This is a genomic window from Bradyrhizobium valentinum, assembly GCF_001440405.1.
Taxonomy (GTDB): Bacteria; Pseudomonadota; Alphaproteobacteria; order Rhizobiales; family Xanthobacteraceae; genus Bradyrhizobium; species Bradyrhizobium valentinum.
Window position 1 is genome coordinate 1 of sequence record NZ_LLXX01000005.1, and the last position, 16,864, is coordinate 16,864.

Annotated in this window: 19 protein-coding genes and 1 pseudogene; 10 read left to right on the top strand and 10 right to left on the bottom strand. The window is 63.3% G+C overall.

The window, feature by feature from the left end:
• The coding region (locus CP49_RS46835; RefSeq protein WP_245310428.1) for a hypothetical protein at positions 1-214 on the bottom strand (214 nt) is incomplete at its 3' end.
• Between CP49_RS46835 and CP49_RS00510 the strand changes: the two genes are divergently transcribed.
• Positions 111-2,873: a TonB-dependent receptor domain-containing protein gene (locus CP49_RS00510; protein ID WP_057901985.1), complete on the top strand. Its 2,763-nt coding sequence runs from the start codon at positions 111-113 to the stop codon at positions 2,871-2,873. The genes CP49_RS46835 and CP49_RS00510 overlap by 104 nt on opposite strands.
• A 40-nt stretch (positions 2,874-2,913) precedes the next feature.
• Here the strand turns inward: CP49_RS00510 and CP49_RS00515 are convergent, their stop codons facing one another.
• The 3 genes from CP49_RS00515 to exbB are packed head-to-tail and all read right to left on the bottom strand — an operon-like array spanning position 2,914 to position 4,789.
• The gene (locus CP49_RS00515) at positions 2,914-3,666 is read right to left on the bottom strand and encodes an energy transducer TonB (RefSeq protein ID WP_057848346.1); all 753 of its coding nucleotides are present in this window, start codon (positions 3,664-3,666) and stop codon (positions 2,914-2,916) included.
• A complete protein-coding gene (gene exbD, locus CP49_RS00520) occupies positions 3,663-4,088 on the bottom strand; it encodes a TonB system transport protein ExbD (protein ID WP_057848347.1) in 426 nt (141 codons plus the stop codon). Before exbD ends, CP49_RS00515 begins: the two co-directional genes overlap by 4 nt.
• Before the next feature lie 5 nt (positions 4,089-4,093).
• Entirely contained in the window at positions 4,094-4,789 is a 696-nt protein-coding gene (exbB, locus tag CP49_RS00525; RefSeq protein ID WP_057848383.1) for a tonB-system energizer ExbB, read from the bottom strand.
• A gap of 413 nt (positions 4,790-5,202) precedes the next feature.
• Between exbB and ccmI the strand changes: the two genes are divergently transcribed.
• The 6 genes and pseudogenes from ccmI (at position 5,203) to CP49_RS48535 (ending at position 9,922) form a co-directional block, all read left to right on the top strand.
• On the top strand, positions 5,203-6,306 hold the full coding sequence (gene ccmI, locus CP49_RS00530; RefSeq protein ID WP_057848348.1) for a c-type cytochrome biogenesis protein CcmI: 1,104 nt from the start codon (positions 5,203-5,205) through the stop codon (positions 6,304-6,306).
• A 41-nt stretch (positions 6,307-6,347) separates the two neighbouring features.
• The gene (gene ccmE, locus CP49_RS00535) at positions 6,348-6,839 is read left to right on the top strand and encodes a cytochrome c maturation protein CcmE (protein WP_057848349.1); all 492 of its coding nucleotides are present in this window, start codon (positions 6,348-6,350) and stop codon (positions 6,837-6,839) included.
• Complete coding sequence (locus CP49_RS00540) at positions 6,836-8,818, top strand: heme lyase CcmF/NrfE family subunit (RefSeq protein ID WP_057848350.1); 1,983 nt, start codon at positions 6,836-6,838, stop codon at positions 8,816-8,818. Before ccmE ends, CP49_RS00540 begins: the two co-directional genes overlap by 4 nt.
• Positions 8,819-8,822: 4 nt before the next feature.
• Entirely contained in the window at positions 8,823-9,320 is a 498-nt protein-coding gene (locus tag CP49_RS00545) for a cytochrome c-type biogenesis protein (protein ID WP_057848351.1), read from the top strand.
• 79 nt (positions 9,321-9,399) lie between these two features.
• A pseudogene (locus CP49_RS49100) lies at positions 9,400-9,528 on the top strand (hypothetical protein); the annotation flags it as partial.
• Positions 9,529-9,610: 82 nt separating this feature from the next.
• Positions 9,611-9,922, top strand: coding sequence for a DUF1993 family protein (locus tag CP49_RS48535; RefSeq protein ID WP_276326827.1), 312 nt, complete (start codon positions 9,611-9,613; stop codon positions 9,920-9,922).
• A 22-nt stretch (positions 9,923-9,944) separates the two neighbouring features.
• Here the strand turns inward: CP49_RS48535 and CP49_RS00555 are convergent, their stop codons facing one another.
• Positions 9,945-10,658 carry a hypothetical protein gene (locus tag CP49_RS00555; protein WP_156437911.1) on the bottom strand — a complete coding sequence of 238 codons (714 nt, stop codon included), beginning with the start codon at positions 10,656-10,658 and terminating at the stop codon, positions 9,945-9,947.
• A 371-nt stretch (positions 10,659-11,029) separates the two neighbouring features.
• Between CP49_RS00555 and CP49_RS00560 the strand changes: the two genes are divergently transcribed.
• Positions 11,030-12,625: a Do family serine endopeptidase gene (locus CP49_RS00560; RefSeq protein ID WP_057848353.1), complete on the top strand. Its 1,596-nt coding sequence runs from the start codon at positions 11,030-11,032 to the stop codon at positions 12,623-12,625.
• Between the two features lie 274 nt (positions 12,626-12,899).
• Entirely contained in the window at positions 12,900-13,580 is a 681-nt protein-coding gene (locus CP49_RS00565) for a response regulator transcription factor (RefSeq protein WP_057848354.1), read from the top strand.
• Between the two features lie 27 nt (positions 13,581-13,607).
• On the opposite strand, the gene CP49_RS00570 is transcribed toward CP49_RS00565, so the two are convergent.
• The 5 genes from CP49_RS00570 to CP49_RS00580 all read right to left on the bottom strand — a co-directional run bounded on the left by CP49_RS00570 (position 13,608) and on the right by CP49_RS00580 (position 15,962).
• On the bottom strand, positions 13,608-13,826 hold the full coding sequence (locus CP49_RS00570; protein WP_057848355.1) for a helix-turn-helix domain-containing protein: 219 nt from the start codon (positions 13,824-13,826) through the stop codon (positions 13,608-13,610).
• A 74-nt stretch (positions 13,827-13,900) separates the two neighbouring features.
• The gene (locus CP49_RS44200; protein ID WP_156437913.1) at positions 13,901-14,125 is read right to left on the bottom strand and encodes a hypothetical protein; all 225 of its coding nucleotides are present in this window, start codon (positions 14,123-14,125) and stop codon (positions 13,901-13,903) included.
• The gene (locus CP49_RS44205) at positions 14,122-14,283 is read right to left on the bottom strand and encodes a hypothetical protein (RefSeq protein WP_156437915.1); all 162 of its coding nucleotides are present in this window, start codon (positions 14,281-14,283) and stop codon (positions 14,122-14,124) included. The genes CP49_RS44200 and CP49_RS44205 overlap by 4 nt, the downstream gene beginning before the upstream one ends.
• A gap of 383 nt (positions 14,284-14,666) precedes the next feature.
• A complete protein-coding gene (locus CP49_RS49105) occupies positions 14,667-14,897 on the bottom strand; it encodes a recombinase family protein (protein WP_082645809.1) in 231 nt (76 codons plus the stop codon).
• Between the two features lie 813 nt (positions 14,898-15,710).
• Positions 15,711-15,962 carry a hypothetical protein gene (locus tag CP49_RS00580; protein ID WP_057848357.1) on the bottom strand — a complete coding sequence of 84 codons (252 nt, stop codon included), beginning with the start codon at positions 15,960-15,962 and terminating at the stop codon, positions 15,711-15,713.
• Between the two features lie 17 nt (positions 15,963-15,979).
• Here CP49_RS00580 and CP49_RS49110 point away from each other — a divergent pair, with 17 nt between their 5' ends.
• The gene (locus tag CP49_RS49110) at positions 15,980-16,453 is read left to right on the top strand and encodes a helix-turn-helix domain-containing protein (protein ID WP_420807579.1); all 474 of its coding nucleotides are present in this window, start codon (positions 15,980-15,982) and stop codon (positions 16,451-16,453) included.
• Positions 16,454-16,864: the final 411 nt, after the last annotated feature.

Genomic DNA, 16,864 nt, shown 5'->3' on the forward strand with positions numbered 1-16,864 from the left:
GGGCCACTCGCGGCGAGCCCGGTCGGCCTTCGAGGGCCGTCGCCGCGCCGTTGCCGGGTCCTGCGCCAACGAGCGCGCCGCCGTCGCCCTTCAACCCGCCATTTGCGCCGTTGTCGACGATCGGGAGCAGCCAGATCCAGACCGGCAGCAGCAACGGCGGATTCGGCAGCCTGTTCACCAACACGCCCGGCGCGACGTCCGCGGGCCTTGCCACGGAATCGTCACGGCCCGTTCTGCGCGGTTTGACGGATGCAAAGGTCCGCATCCAGGAGAACGGCGTCGGCGCGGTCGACGTGTCCGACATCGCGCAGGACCACGCGGTGCCGATCGACCCTCTCGCAATCCAGAAGGTCGATATCGTTCGCGGACCGGGCGCGCTCCGCTTCGGTTCGCAAGCCGTTGGCGGCGTCGTCGACGTCAACAACAACCGGATTCCGACCGCCGCGCCGCTCGGGGGAGTGGCCGCGGAACTGAGGTCGGGCGTGACCAGCGTCAACAGAGGGTGGGAGAGCGGGCTCTTGCTGGATGCTGGTGGCCGCAACGCCGCCGTTCACGCCGACATCTACGGACGATCCTCCGGCGATTACAGCATCCCGAGTTATCCCTATCTCGTTCCGCCAATCCCTGCGCCTGCGTTTAACGGCAAGCAGCCGAATTCCGCTTCGCAAAGCGCAGGCGCGGCGATCGGTGGCTCCTGGCTTTTCGACGGCGGTTATGCCGGCATCGCCGTCTCCCGTTTCACCAGCGACTACTACGTCCCCGGTATTGCGACCGCGGAAGCCCGCCAGCACAACGACCTCGAGCAAACCAAGATCAGCTCAAAGGGCGAGTATCGTCCGGACGCCAGCGCGCTGGCGGCCGTCAGGTACTGGACCGGATATTCGGAGTACCGGCACGACGAGACGGTGCTCGCCACGACCGGATTTCAGGAGATTACTGCCACCTTCAAGAACAAGCAGACTGAGGGCAAGCTCGAGTTCGAGTTGGCGCCGTTCGCTACGCCGCTAGGTCCGCTGACCAGCATTGTCGGCGCGCAGGGCGCCTACCAGCAACTGGATACGGCTGGTCAGGCGATCTTGCTTCCGGCCCAGACAAGAACGGCGGCGGCGTACTTCCTCAATGAGGTCAGGCACACGGATACGCTGCGCACGCAGTTGGCGGGACGCATCGAGGGAGTCAATGTTGCGGGAACGGCATTCACTTTCCCTCCGAATTTTCTTCCGCCTCCGGATGAGCCGGGCAGGGCTTCCGCCAAGCTCGACTTCATGCCGAAGAGCATCAGTTTCGGAATCATCAAGGATCTTCCATCCTCGCTGGTCGCGAGCCTGACGCTCCAGCGTATCGAGCGTGCGCCGCGTCCTCTGGAGCTGTTCGCGCAAGGTCCCGACGGTTCGGAAAAGACGTTCAAGATCGGCAACCCAAACCTCGGAATTGAAACCGCGCAGACGGCGGAAATCGGCCTGAAGCGCACGGATGGCGATTTCCGGTTTGTCGCGAATGCTTACTACACGGCCTACGACAAGTTCATTTTCTCGCGCGCCACCGGCATCCTTTGCCAGGAAACGTTTGCTTCGTGCGGAGCCGGCACCGATTACATCCAGGTCAATTACGATCAGCGCGACGCCACCTTCCGCGGCGGCGAACTGGCCTGGCAGTGGGACGCCGCACAACTCGCCAACGGCACCCTCGGCCTTGACGGTCAATATGATATCGTGCGGGCGACTTTCACCGACGGGAGCAACGTGCCGCGCATCCCCCCGATGCGCCTCGGCGGCGGGGTCTACTGGCGCAACGACAACTGGTTTGCGCGCGTCGGCTTGCTGCATGCGTTTGCGCAGAATGACATTCCGCAGTTCGACACGACTACCGCCGGATACGATCTGGTCAAGGTGCAGCTCGAACATCGAAAGTTCTGGAAGGATTCGCCGTGGGGCGCGGTCGAGGTCGCGACCGGCCTGGTCGGCGACAATCTGCTCAACGCCAACATTCGCAACTCCGTCCAATTCCACAAGGACGAGATCCTGCAGCCCGGGCGGGGCTTCAAGCTGTTTCTCAACGTCAAATACGGTGTCGACCGGCCAAGCGGCCCGCCCGGCACCTGGATCGGCACGGCGAGACGGCCGGCCGGCAACGGCTACTACAAGAGCCCGGCGCTGGAGGCCACGGCCTGGAACTGGGCGGGCATCTATGCCGGCGGCAATGTCGGATATCTGAGGGGCGAGGGCGTTACCAACGCTGCGTTCAACGATGTTGCAACCGGTGCCTCGCTTGCCGGAGCCCGCCTGTCGTCCACGCACGACACCGCGAGCTTTGGCGTTCAGTCCGGCTATAACTGGACATCGGGCCCGATTCTGGCCGGCATCGAGGGAGATTTTGAGTATCGCAACCAGCGCGGACACGGCGCCACCGCATGCCCCGGCAATGTCTGCAACGCCGCGTTGGCTCCGCTGGACGCAACCGTGAGGGCAAGCCTGGACTATCGCTTGGGGTGGGTGGCCTCGGTTCGCGGCCGCGTCGGAACGCTTGTGACGCCGGACCTGCTTGCCTACGCCACCGCGGGCGTTCCGTTCGGCAAGATCACGACGTCGACTTCCGTCGCGGGCTTCGACAACGCAGGTGCGGCTACGACGGCGTCTTTGGATCGGCACCTGTATCGATTCGGCTGGGCCGTGGGCGCCGGTTTCGAGGCGCGGCTGACCGGCAATTGGACCGGAAAGCTCGAATACCTTCACATGGATTTCGGTTCGGTGCGTTCGACGCCGTCTACGGCTGCCAATACAGCAGTTGCATTTGATGCCAACACGCGGGTGACCAGCGACGGGGTCAGGATCGGAGTGAACTACAAGTTCGTCGGCAGCATCATCGTCGACTAACCGTCGAAGCGATACTCCGCGACCAGATCACCAGTGGGTTCTATTTGACGGTGAAGCGGATCGGCTGCCGCACGACAACGAAATCGCCGGAGAATGTTGCGGGTGGCGCAGGGAAGGGCTGGGCGCGCTTGAGGAGCGCAATGGCTTCCTCGTCAAGGGCGTTGGAGCCCGAACTTTGAGTCACGCGGGCATTGATCACCATACCCTTGCGATCAAGCGTGAACGATACCTGCGCGGTCCCTTGCTCGCGCCGCGACCGCGCGGCCTCCGGATATCGCTTGTTCTTTTCAACCAAGGCGAGGACCTGGGTTCGCCATGTCACCACGGCCTCCGAATTTTTGTCATTCGGCACGCCCTGGGTCGGCGCTACGGCTACCGGTGCGATACGTTCGTTGATCGCGTGAGGTGCGGAGGTGGTGGTTGCTGCCGCCTGCTGCTGCGGCACGTCAGGCTGCGGTTTGGTCTGCAGCGCCACGGCGGCGTCCGGATCGGGAGCGGCCGGCAACTCGGGTGTTTCGTCGGGCGGCGTCTCGTCGGGCTTCGCCACCGGCTGCGCCTCCGACATCATCTGTTCCGGACCGGGCGCGATGTCGGTCGGCGTGGTCGAGGGCGCTGCGGCCAACGGCGCCAGATCGACCACGATCGCGCCCGAAGGTTCGGCAGCCACGGTGTCGTCCTGAGAGCGCCAGGTGGCGAGCGTGGCGGTCAATCCGGCGTAGACGGACAGCACCGCAAGGCTACTGAACATCCAGCGTCGCAGGTCGGAACGATCTTCGGCCGCAAGCTCGATCATAGCGGTGAGGCTTGCTCCATTCCGACCAGGGCGACCTTGAGGTAGCCGGCGGTGCGCAGCATGTTCATGACCTGCATCACCTCGCCATACGGGACGAGCTTGTCGGCGCGCAGGAAAATACGGGTATCCTTCTGGCCGTTGGTGCTCGCATCGAGCGCGCCGGGCAGTGCGGCCCGGCCCACGGTCTCGTTGCCGACCGAAAGCGACAGGTCCGGCTTGACGGTCAGATAGACCGGCTTGTCGGGTCGCGGCTGCGGCTGCGCGTTCGACGCTGGAAGATCAACGGCGATATCGACGGTCGCAAGCGGGGCAGCGACCATGAAGATGATGAGCAGAACGAGAATGACGTCGATGAACGGCGTCACATTGATCTCATGGACTTCGGTGAGATCGCTATTGCCCTGGTTCAGACTGGCGGCCATGGCTGCTACTCCGCTGCTGCCAGATGTCGCCGTACCAGCATGGTGCCGCTGTCGAGGTCGCGCCCGACCAGCCGCATGATTTCCGCGGAGCCGTCTCCGAGCAGCGCCCGGTAGGAGGCGATCTGGCGCGCGAACAGATTGTAGATCACGACCGCGGGGATCGCAGCTACCAGTCCCAGCGCCGTCGCCAGCAACGCCTCGGCTATGCCGGGCGCGACCACGGCGAGATTGGTGGTTTGCGACTTCGAGATGCCGATAAAGCTGTTCATGATTCCCCAGACCGTCCCGAACAGCCCGACGAAGGGGCCGGTCGATCCGATGGTGGCAAGCACGCCGGTGCCGAGAGCCACCCGCCTGCTTGCCGCCGCCTCGATCTGCTGCAGCCGGGAGGCGATCCTCACTTTAATCCCTTCCTTGTCCATGCGGTCGGTGCTCAATCTGAGTTCGGTCATGGCGCCCTCGATCAACTGGGCAACCGTGCCGTCGCGGACTTGCCGCACGGCGTCGTCGACGCCGCGGGCGCTGGCAAGCTCGCGCAAGGCGCTTCGGGCATTCCGCCGCGCCTTGATCAACTCGATCGTCTTTGCCAGCCACACCGTCCATGTCACGGCGGTCGCAAACACCAGGCCGATCATCACCGCTTTGACGACGATATCGGCCTGCATGAACATGCCCCAGGGACTGAGATCACGGGGGAGCATCGCGGCGGCGACTGCGGTTCGTTCCGTTGCGTCCTGGGCCAAGGCTGGAAAGCACAACAGCCATAACGGAAATGAAAGAAGCGGAGCGCCGGGACGAAATTCACGTCGAAATGCTTTCCAGGCTTGCATCGGTTAACCTCTGAGGGGAATTAATGTCTGGACCTCATTTTGTAGCATCACCTACGTCTTGGTGTAAATACTAACGGGCGTGCCGTTCCTCCGTGTATGCTGGTTCCGGTGCAATTTAAGCGATCGTTTACCATGGGGACCTGCGGCGAAGCGGGCCCGACTGGGGATCTTTGTTCCGCCGGTTTTTCTGCCGCAATTGTCAATTGCCGGGCTTGCCGCCGGTGGTGTAAAGCGGCGCAGCGGCGCTCGCTGGATGCGCCGTTCCGCCCCCCGGGAACCGCTTGATGACACTGTGGTTTGTGTTCGCGCTGATGACGGTCGCGGCGATCTTCGCCGTGCTCTGGCCGTTGAGCCGCAACTCTTCTGCGCAGGCCGGCGGCAGTGAGGCCGCGGTCTACAAGGACCAGCTCGCCGAAATCGACCGCGATGTCGCCGCCGGGCTGATCGGCGTGTCCGAGGCCGAGGCCGCGCGTGTCGAAATCAGCCGCCGCCTGCTTGCCGCCGCGGACAGCCAGCACAATCTGCCGGCGCGGTCGAGCCTTGGGCTGCGCCGCGCCTCGGCCATCGTGGCGCTGGTGGGTCTGCCGATCGCGGCGGTGACGTTCTACTTGTCGCTCGGATCGCCTCAGCTCGGCGATTTTCCGCTTGTCTCGCGCACGCGTACGGCCGATGCCAATCAGCCGATCGACAACATGGTGGCGCAGGTCGAAGCACATCTGGAAAAGAACCCGACCGACGGCCGCGGCTGGACCGTGCTGGCGCCGGTGCTGGCGCGGCTTGGCCGTTACGACGATGCGGTCCGGGCCTACCGCAACGCCATCAACTATGCCGGCGATAGCGCCGATCACCGTTCCGATCTCGGCGAAGCGCTGGCGGCCGCGGCGGGCGGCGTCGTGACGGCGGAGGCCAAGGCCGAATTCGAGCGCGCGGTGGCGCAAAATGCCGATGGCCCCAAGGCAAATTATTTCCTTGGGCTCGCCGCCGAACAGGACGGCCGCCGGGCCGATGCCGCTGCGATCTGGCGTGGCTTGCTCGCCAAGGCGCCGGCCGACGCGCCATGGCGCCCGCTGATCGAGGCGGCGCTGGCGAGGGTCGGCGATCCTGCCGCGCCTGCGCTTTCCAACGATGCGATGGCCGCAGCCAAGGACATGAACGAGGCCGACCGCGGCGCCATGATCCGCGGTATGGTCGACCGGCTCGCGACCCGGCTGAAGCAGAACGGCGACGATGTCGAGGGATGGTTGCGGCTGATGCGGGCCTATATGGTGATGGGCGAACGCGACAAGGCGGCGAGCGCGCTGACTGAGGCGCGCCAGGCGGTCGCCAACGATACCGAGCGCTTGCGCCAGCTCAATGAGGGCGTGAAGAATCTCGGGCTTGGTGGGTGAGGCATGATGCCGGAACCCCAAGGCGAAGACAGAGGATAGAAATGACGCGCAAGCAACGGCGTTTGACCATGATCGGCGGTTCGCTCGCGGTGCTGGCCATTGCCGCGGCGCTGGTCTTGAACGCCATGCGCGATTCCATCGTGTTCTTTTCCACGCCGACCATGGCGGCCGAGAAGCAGTTCCCGCCCGGCCAGCGGTTCCGCCTCGGCGGCCTGGTGCAGCCGGGCTCGCTGGTGCGCGGCGACAATCTCGCGGTCAATTTCAGCGTCGCCGACGGCAGCGCCACGCTGCCGGTGACCTACAAGGGAATTTTGCCGGACCTGTTCCGCGAAGGGCAGGGCGTCGTCGCCGAAGGCGCGCTGGATGCGTCCGGCGTGTTCAAGGCCGACACGGTGCTCGCCAAACATGACGAGACCTATATGCCCAAGGATGTCGCCGACGCCCTGAAGAAGCAGGGGCACTGGAAGGATGATTACGGCGCCAAGCCGGGCGCCACAGCGGCGTCTGCGCCGGTCCAGGGGACTTCGAAGTGATCGCGGAAGCCGGGCATTATGCGCTGGTGCTGGCGCTCGCGCTGGCGCTGATCCAGTCCACCGTGCCGATGCTGGGCGCGCGCTGGGGCGATCAGGCCTTGATGAATGTCGCGCGCTCCACCGCGCTCGCGCAATTGCTGTTCGCTGGCGCGTCGTTCACGGCGCTGACGATGCTGCACGTCACATCGGATTTCTCCGTCGTCAACGTATTCGAGAATTCGCACTCGATGAAGCCGCTGCTCTACAAGATCACCGGCGTGTGGGGCAATCACGAAGGATCGATGCTGCTGTGGGTATTGATCCTGGCGCTGTTCGGCGGCCTCGTCGCCGCCTTCGGCAACAACTTGCCGCTGTCGCTGCGCGCGCATGTGCTGGCGGTGCAGGGCTGGATCGCGGCAGCGTTCTATCTGTTCATCCTGGTCACCTCGAATCCGTTCCTGCGCATCGCGAGCCCCCCGATCGAGGGCCGCGACCTCAATCCGGTGCTGCAGGACATCGGCCTCGCCGTGCATCCGCCGATGCTCTATCTCGGCTATGTCGGGTTCTCGATCTCGTTTTCCTTTGCGGTTGCCGCCCTCATCGAAGGCCGCATCGACGCCGCCTGGGCGCGCTGGGTGCGGCCGTGGACATTGGTTGCGTGGATCTTCCTTACCCTCGGCATCGCCATGGGTTCATACTGGGCCTATTACGAACTCGGCTGGGGCGGCTGGTGGTTCTGGGACCCGGTGGAGAACGCCTCGCTGATGCCCTGGCTGGCCGGCACCGCGCTGCTGCATTCCGCGGTGGTGATGGAAAAGCGCAATGCGCTGAAGGTCTGGACCATCCTGTTGTCGATCCTGACTTTCTCGCTGTCGCTGCTCGGCACCTTCCTGGTGCGATCGGGCGTCCTGACCTCCGTACATGCATTCGCGACCGACCCGGCGCGCGGCGTGTTCATCCTGTTGATCCTCTGCCTGTTCATCGGCGGCAGTCTTTTGCTGTACGCCTGGCGCGCGTCGACGCTGAAGCAGGGCGGACTGTTCGCGCCGATCTCGCGCGAAGGCGCGCTGGTGCTCAACAATCTCTTTCTCACCACCGCATGCGCGACCGTGTTCATTGGAACGCTGTATCCGCTGGCGCTGGAGGTTGTGACTGGCGACAAGATTTCGGTCGGTGCGCCATTCTTCAACCTGACCTTCGGGCCTCTGTTCGTGCCGCTATTGGCCGCGATGCCGTTCGGGCCGATGCTGGCGTGGAAGCGCGGCGACCTGCTCGGCGCGGCACAGCGGCTGACGGCGGCGGGCATCGCAGCGCTGATCGTGATTGCGGTGCTGTGGGCGTGGACCTTTGGCGGAGCTACGTTCGCGCCGCTCGCGATCGGGCTTGCGGTATTCGTCGTCGCCGGCGCCGTGAGCGATCTCGCCGAACGCGTGGGCCTGTTCCGCATTCCCTTGACGATCGCGGTGGCTCGCGCGCGCGGATTGCCGCGGGCTACCTGGGGCACGGCGTTCGCGCATGCCGGCATCGGCATCGCTCTGATCGGGATCGTCTGCGAAACCACCTGGAATACCGAATATATCGGCTCGATGAAGCCCGACCATGTCGCCAAGGTCGCCGGCTATCAGTTGAAGCTCGACGGCGTCACGCAGCGGCAGGGGCCGAATTTCCGCGAGATGATCGCGCAGTTCACGGTCAGCCGTGACGGCGAAACGCTGGAGGTGATGACGCCGTCGAAGCGCGACTTCACCACGCGGGGATCGTCGACTACGGAAGCCGCGTTGCTGACCCGCGGCGCCAGCCAGCTTTACGTTTCGCTCGGCGAGACCAATGCCGAGGGCGCCATCGCGGTGCGCATCTATCACAAGCCGCTGGTGCTGCTGATCTGGTGGGGTCCGGTCCTGATGGCGTTCGGCGGCCTGCTGTCGCTGTCTGACCGCCGCCTGCGCGTCGGCGCGCCGAAGCCTGCCAAGGCTGCTCGCGCGCTGCAGCCGGCGGAGTGAGCCGTTGAAGAAGCTCCTCGCCAGCATCTTCGTTGCCGCCGTGATGTCGGGCGCGCCGGCCGCTTACGCCGTGCAGCCTGACGAGATCATGTCGGACCCTGCGAAGGAAGCCCGCGCGCGCGATCTGTCGCGTGAGCTGCGTTGCATGGTGTGTCAGAACCAGTCGATCGACGATTCCGATGCGCCGCTGGCGCGCGACTTGCGGCTTCTGGTGCGCGAGCGCATCGCATCCGGCGACAGCGACAACCAGGTGATCGATTTTCTGGTGGCGCGCTATGGTGAGTTCGTGCTGTTGAAGCCGCGCTTCACGCCGCACACGTTATTGCTGTGGCTGCTGCCGCCGCTCGCATTGGCCGGCGGCGGAGTGGCGCTCTGGCTCTACAGCCGCCGCCGAGTGAATGCAGGCAGCGCGGCCGATCCCGCGCGGCTGCACCTGACGGAAGAGGAAGAGGCGAGGCTGGAGCGCCTGCTCGCGGCCGATGCGCCGGACAAGCAACCCTAAGCCCGCGCCATTGCAAGCGGACAGGTTTCCGCTATGACTCCCTCAGTTCAAAAACAAACAAAACTCAGGGGAACCGGACATGGCTCTTTCACTCTACGACGCCACCGTCGCGAATTATCTGCAGACGCTTGGCGCGGTCGGCGGCTTCCTCGATCGCAGCCTCAAGCATTTTCGCGATAACAACATCGATCCGGAAACCATGGTCGAGGCGCGGCTGGCGCAGGATATGCTGCCGTTGCGTTTCCAGATCATCTCCGTCGCCCAACATTTCCCGCGGCGCCATCGAAGCCGTGCAGAGCGGAGAATTTCGTCCGCCCGCGTCAAAGACGCCGTACGATTATGCGGGGTTGCAGGCGCTGATCGCGCAAACCCGCGAGGCGCTGTCGGTATGGACGCCGGAAGCGGTCAACGCGCTCGGTGGCCGCGATGTCGTCTTTCACGTCGGCGAGCGCCAATTGCCGTTCACGGCGGAGGATTTCCTGATGTCGTTCTCGCTGCCCAATTTCTACTTCCACGCCACCACCGCCTACGACATCCTGCGCACCAACGGCGTGCCGCTCGGCAAACGGGATTTCATAGGCCGGCTCAAATTGAAGAGTTGAGCGCGGTATCAGATGGTTGCTGCTATTGACCCATCAGCACGTCGCGCTGGGCAATGAGGTTCGCGCGGGCGGCGCTGTTGTCCCGGATGTCGCTCGAGATGAAATCCATCATGCTACGTGTAGACGCCAAAGACTTCTGCTGATCCTCGACTGATGTTGCGATACCTTCTTTCCGGGTCGTCACGGTGCCGTCGCCCCGGAAATTGTACTGGATACCGTCTTTCACGAAGCCATAGGTAACGTTTGGGCCTAGAGGAGGCAATGTCCGGCCGGCGTCCTTTAACATCTGCAATGCCTTGGCGGCGTCCGCAGCATTGAGCGTTACTTCGGGAGATATCGGAGAGTTCAGCATCTTGTCGTAGCCTTCTTGAAGCGCTCTGAGCCCAGCTTTGTTCGTGGCCTGCCTTGCGTCCTGCAAGTCGAGCAAAGTGAGTTGACTGTTGATTTTGGCCAATTCGCCCCGGCGATGCACGGCCTGTATGTCTGCAGCAAAACGATCCCTGCCTGCTTGCGACCAAGCATCCACGGCTTGCTGCGCGGCGTTGGGACCTTGCTTGAAGACGGCCGTCAGACGGTCCAGCGCGTCCTGCGACAACGACACCTGCGTGGCCGGGCCACGGTCGCTGTCGTTCGGCGTCGCGTTCGATGCGGGCTGTTTGGAACTGACGTCCCCGTCGAGAGCCGTATAGGCGAGGGGATTCAATGTGGCGGCTTGGCTGGAAACGGCGCTGACCATGGTTTTCTTCCTGATCCTTGTCGTTGACGGCGATGATGAAGTTCGCCTTCGGCGACCCGCAACCTCGCTCTATTTGTTCGTGCAGAGGTTGTGACACGGATAGGCTTAACGTAAGATTTAGGGGAGCTTCGACGGCGAGCTCCTTGTCAGGTACGGCAGCGACTCTGTGCCCTCTGAAAGCCGTCTTTCCGCCAGCGCTAAGCCATTGATTGCCTGCGTTATTCCGCCGCAGCCATAGGCCTGCGCATTACAAAACTTTAATTCCCTAGCCAGCGCACGGTAAGGCGGCATACCCCATCTTCAGGCCCTGTCAGGTGCCCAGCCCCCGCACCCCGTACCGTCGAAATTCAGGCTCTGGAGATTTTTGAAACATGACCGAACGTCCCATCGATCTTTCCTCGCTACCGACCAACGGCGCGCCGCGCCGCTCGCTGTTCTCCGCGCGCAAGTTCGCGCTGATGGCTTCCGTCGTCGCCGGCCTCGGCGCCGCGGTGTATGGCTTCTCGCCGCAGCAGGGTCCGGTTGATGTCTTCACCAGCGCGGCGCATGCGCAGGTCAACAACGAGGTCCGCAAGGTCGAGCGTCCGATCGGATTTGCCGACGTCGTCGAGCGCGTGAAGCCGTCGGTGATTTCGGTCAAGATCAACATCGCCGACAAGAGCTCCAAGGACGACAGCGCCAACAAGGACGAGGACTCGCCGTTCCCGCCGGGCTCGCCGATGGAGCGCTTCTTCCGCCGCTTTGGCGGTCCGGATGGCTTGCCTCCGGGCCTGCGTGGCGGACCGCGTGGCGGCCGTGGCCCGGTCACGGGTCAGGGTTCCGGCTTCTTCATCTCGCCTGACGGCTATGCCGTGACCAACAACCACGTGGTCGACGGCGCCGACAAGGTCGAGATCACGATGGACGACGGCAAGACTTACACCGCGAAGGTGATTGGCACCGATCAGCGCACCGACCTCGCGCTGATCAAGGTCGCCGGCCGCACCGATTTCCCGTTCGCCAAGCTCTCCGATTCCAAGCCGCGGATCGGCGACTGGGTGCTGGCGGTCGGTAACCCGTTCGGCCTCGGCGGCACCGTGACTGCCGGCATCGTCTCGGCCTCCGGCCGCGACATCGGCAACGGCCCGTATGACGATTTCATCCAGATCGATGCGCCTGTGAACAAGGGCAACTCCGGCGGTCCGGCGTTCGACACCAATGGCGAAGTGATGGGCGTCAACACCGCGATCTATTCGCCGTCCGGCGGCAGCGTCGGCATTGCGTTCTCGATCCCGGCTTCGACGGTCAAGAACGTGATCGATCAGCTCAAGGACAAGGGCTCCGTCAGCCGCGGGTGGATCGGCGTCCAGATCCAGCCGGTGACATCAGACATTGCCGACAGCCTCGGCATGAAGAAGGCGGAAGGCGCGCTGGTGGCGGAACCGCAGCCGAATGGTCCGGCCTCCAAGGCCGGCATCCAGTCCGGTGACGTCATCACCGCCGTCAATGGTGAGCCGGTCAAGGATGCCAAGGAACTCGCCCGCACCATCGGTGGCCTCGCGCCGGGCGCCGCGGTGAAGCTCACAGTGCTGCAGAAGGGCCAGGAAAAGGTCATCAACCTCACGCTCGGCCAGTTGCCGAACACGATCGAGAGCAAGGCCGACACTGACAAGGAAGACAAGGGCGGCCCCACCAAGGGAACCGGCGTGCCGAAGCTCGGCCTGACGGTTGCCCCCGCCAACAGCGTGGCTGGCGCCGGCAGGGAAGGCGTCGTGGTCACCGAGGTCGACCCGAAGAGCGCGGCAGCCGAGCGCGGCTTCAAGGAAGGCGACGTCATTCTTGAGGTTGCCGGAAAGAGCGTGGCCAGCGCCGGCGAGGTTCGCGATGCGATCGACGCGGCGCGCACCGAGAACAAGAACAGCGTTCTCATGCGCGTGAAGAGCGGCGGTTCGTCGCGCTTCGTCGCAGTGCCGCTGGCGAAGGGCTAAACGAGGACTAGATATCAGATGGAGGGTTTCGCCGGCATTCGTCGCCCCCGCCGACGTCTCCTTCCGGGGAGCGGGTGCAAAACTCGCTCCCTCAGGCAACCTTCCTTCGGAACACGCCCCCCTCCGTCGGAAGGGCCTAAGGGCGGTGAGGTCCCCCAGCTTCACCGCCCGCTTTTTTCACTTGATCGAGAGAACGGCCGGCCGCCTTGCATGTGCAGGGCGGCCGCGCCATGGTGAGAGAAAGCCTGTTCCCGTGACCGCAACTGCCCCCCAAATGCGCCTGCTGATCATCGAAGACGATCGCGAGTCCGCCGACTATCTGGTCAAGGCGTTCCGCGAAGTCGGCCATGTCGCCGATCTCGCCAGCGATGGCGAGGAGGGCCTGTCGATGGCCGATGGCGGCGATTACGACGTGCTCGTGGTAGATCGCATGCTGCCCAAGCGCGACGGCCTGTCCGTGATCGGCGCGCTGCGCGAGAAGGGCAACCGCACGCCGGTGCTGATCCTCTCCGCGCTCGGCCAGGTCGACGATCGCATCAAGGGCCTGCGCGCCGGCGGCGACGATTATCTGCCAAAGCCCTATTCGTTCGCCGAACTGCAGGCGCGCGTCGAAGTGCTGTCGCGCCGCAATGTGGGCCCCGCCGAAGAGACCACCTACCGCGTCGGCGATCTCGAGCTCGACCGTCTTTCTCACCGTGTCGCCCGCGGCAAGGACGAGTTGACGCTGCAGCCGCGCGAGTTTCGCCTGCTCGAATATCTGATGAAGCATGCGGGACAGGTCGTGACCCGCACCATGCTTTTGGAAAACGTCTGGGATTATCATTTCGATCCGCAGACCAACGTTATCGACGTGCATATTTCGCGGCTGCGCTCCAAGATCGACAAGGGTTTCGAGCGGCCCTTGCTGCACACGATCCGCGGCGCCGGGTACATGATCCGTGACGGCCTGCGATAAGACACTTTAGAAGTAGGGCGTTTCTGTTCACACGTGCTCTGCCATTACCGTTTTCTTACCGGTCAACGGCAACGTCTTCAACCAAGCGTAAAGGTCCTCCCGCAAGATGATGGTCCTGGTCCCGAGCTTGCGCGCTGTCAGCGCGCCGCTCGCCACGGCTGCGCGGATAGAGGTCTGTCCGATGCCGGTGAGGGCGCTGGCCTCCTCTGGTGACAACGAGAGCCGGTCGGCGAGGGGGACGGTCACCGTCGCCGATCTCCGTGTTGATCCTGCGGTCGATCCGCTGTCCGGGGCCACGCTCTTCTGACCGAACTTGTGCATCAGCCAGCCGCGCTCGACATATGACGCCGACCAATCAATTCCAGAGCCTCCGCGATCTCCGCTACCTCTGCACCAGTGCAATCCCGCAACTTCTTACCGTTCGGCAGGACAATATCGAGAAGCCGCGACTTCTTGCCTTTCGCAGCCTCGGCGTTCATTCGTGCCGTTAATAGGATTGCATCAAATTCAGTGATCCTCAGTTTTCCTGTCTTAGGTCGCTTCATTGCCGCGCGTCCTGCCCGCGCTCCGCGCGCTCGCGAGCGGAGCGGATCAACTCAGCATTCAACGAAGTGATGTTGCGCTGTGCCCATTCTCCAAGCTTCTGATGCACGTCGGCCGGCACCTTCGCGGTCAGTATCTTCACGTCCCGAGCTTTGTTCACATCGAGTCTCCTAAAGAAATGTTTTCATCGATATGCGGAAAATGATTGATGACTTAAGGCGACACAAGGGCAACAGAGTTCGAAAGTCATGACTAATTCGATTTAATTGAAGCGCTTCCTAAGTGCGAGCGCACCCATCACCGATGAGTTGAAGTCGTGCTTTCCCCGTTGGGGACGGGTTGATCCCGTCGGGGATGGGTGGCGAACATATCGAACAACCAAAAGGGCCCGTCAGTGATGGGCCCGTGCAAGTCACTTCGAGGTGTTAGATCAGCTCGCGGCAGCGATACGCTGAGCGTCGATGGAAGGGATGGCCTGCACCAGATCGCCGACCTGGCCGGTCGCGAGCTCCTTCCTTCCGTTCCACTCGACGTACGCTGATCTCATGGAGGGCGAACAAGTATTCTGAACGGACCAACTCGGGTAAGCCGGTCAAGCGCCGCAACGACTACAACATCGCCAGGGGCTAATGACTTTAGCATTTTGTCAAAGACCGCGCAGCTTTCCTTCATGCCGCTTACCTTTTCGAAAAACAGCCGTTCGCATCCGGCGGCCTTGAGCTGACCGAGCTGAATCTCCAGGTCCTGGCCGGCCGAACTTACGCGCGCGTACAGAACGTGGGTGGCTCAGGCAGGGGTGCCGCTTCCGAGGGGATCACCCGACCTGCACAAGCGCAGCGCGGAGGGCTGGGGAGACGGCAGCGGCGAGAACTTGCGTCCCTTGCCTGCGCCGGGGGCAAAGCCCCGCGCGGGATCGTTACCGGAGGCCGGCACGTGGGCCGGCGCGCTTGCGCGTAGAGTCCGGTCGACATGCAGACGCGCTGGCGGGATTCAAAAGGCTTGAGTGTCAGCCGGTGGATGTGCAGAATCTTGAACCGGAGGACAGTTCATGCCGAGTTTCTTACGCTGGTTCGTATTCACGCTTTTGCTGGTTCAGCTCTCATTACCAGCTCATGCTCAGGCAATCGCTTCGCCGGACCATCCTTGAAGGCGCTGGATTGGTAAACGAGACAAGAGCAGCGTTGACGGTCCCGGCCTTCGTTCGGCTGACGCCCAGTTCAGGTGCCTTCCAATCGCCGTCTAGCGCCTTCTGGCGGGCTTCCATGAATTCTGGGGACCAAGGCAGGCCAGTAAGCGGGACCCGCGTACGGCCCGGCGCTCGCAAGTAGAAACGGGGCTTACCGAAACGCCTTACAGCCAAGCCGGCATTCACCGCGCCCTTGAGAGCCTTAGTGACATCGCCTTGCTTGAAATTGTGGGCGCCTCGAGACATCAGTCGTCCAGTCTCCATTGGGCGCTCGGCCTGCCAAGCCATCAAGCGCACGTGGCTCGGAAAATTCGCGAAACCCAGGCCCAACGAAAGGGAATGGATTTCGCGCATGTCCCGTTGACAACCGGGAATTCACATCGGTCTCAGAGTCGGAGAGTTCACAGCGAATGCGCCGAGCGATCCTCGAACGATTCCGGGAGGCTCACGGCGCGCAGATGGGCCTGCAGCCGGACGTGCGTGCCCTCTTCGTCCACACCGGTCAGCCGGCTGTAGCCGGCCACGTCGGCAGCCAGTATGGCAGCAAGCCGGCGTTCGATGCGGTCCTGCCCCGACGAAGACGGAGTTATGGGATCGCTGGAAGCGTGGGGAGTCGCTGAAGGCGATTGGACGAGCTTTTGGTAAGCAGTCATCGTCGATCTATTTTCTGGTGGCTCCGCATGGTGGGATTCGTCCTGCGGAGCGGCGCCGCTCCCGGTTGGCATTGACGCTTGCGGAACGCGAGGTGATTTCCAGAGGTGTTACGGCACATCGATCGGCCCGGTCGATCGCCAAACTGCTAGGCCGCTCACCCTCGACGGTGAGCCGGGAAATGAGTCGCAATGGCGGCTATGATCGCTACCGAGCGACACTTGCGGACGACAATGCCTGGGCGCGATCTCGTCGTCCAAAATGTTGTAAGTTAGCGACCAATCCGCGGCTTTGGCAGGCGGTGGCAGGGAAGCTCAGATTGGATTGGTCACCCGAGCAGATAGCCGGTTGTCGACATGCTCACGATTCTGAGCCAGATCGGCGTGAAAGTGCGGATGCAGCCCTGCGGCATAGGCTTGAGATGACATCAGGCCCCGCAACCGGTGGGCTCAACGTGGGTTCTGGTCAGTGCTCTTTTTTGAATCGTCGATGATGGAGCGGGGGGATCATTGTTTCCACCAGAGCTCTGCTTGAAACAGTCGATCGGATCTACCAGGCGGGCTGCGATCCTGCGTGCTGGCCGGAGGTGGTCGCGCGCTGCCAGAGCCTGTTTCCAGGGACGGCGTTCAGTCTGTTCATCAGTCTGGACGGCGTCGGGCATGATCCGCTGTCAACCACAGCGGGCTGGGACCCCGAGTGGATCAGGCAATACTTCGCTCATTTTATAAGCTGAATCCGTTTCCTGACTTGCTACGGTGCAGCGCGCCGGGACAGGTCGTGCGGGAATCTCACCTGTTCAGTCGAGAATGGCTTGAGCGGCAGCCGATTTACCAGGAATGGTTGAAGCCAGCTGGCAATTATACGGATGGCGAGTCAGGCGGCTTTCGCACGCGCAGATCGATGG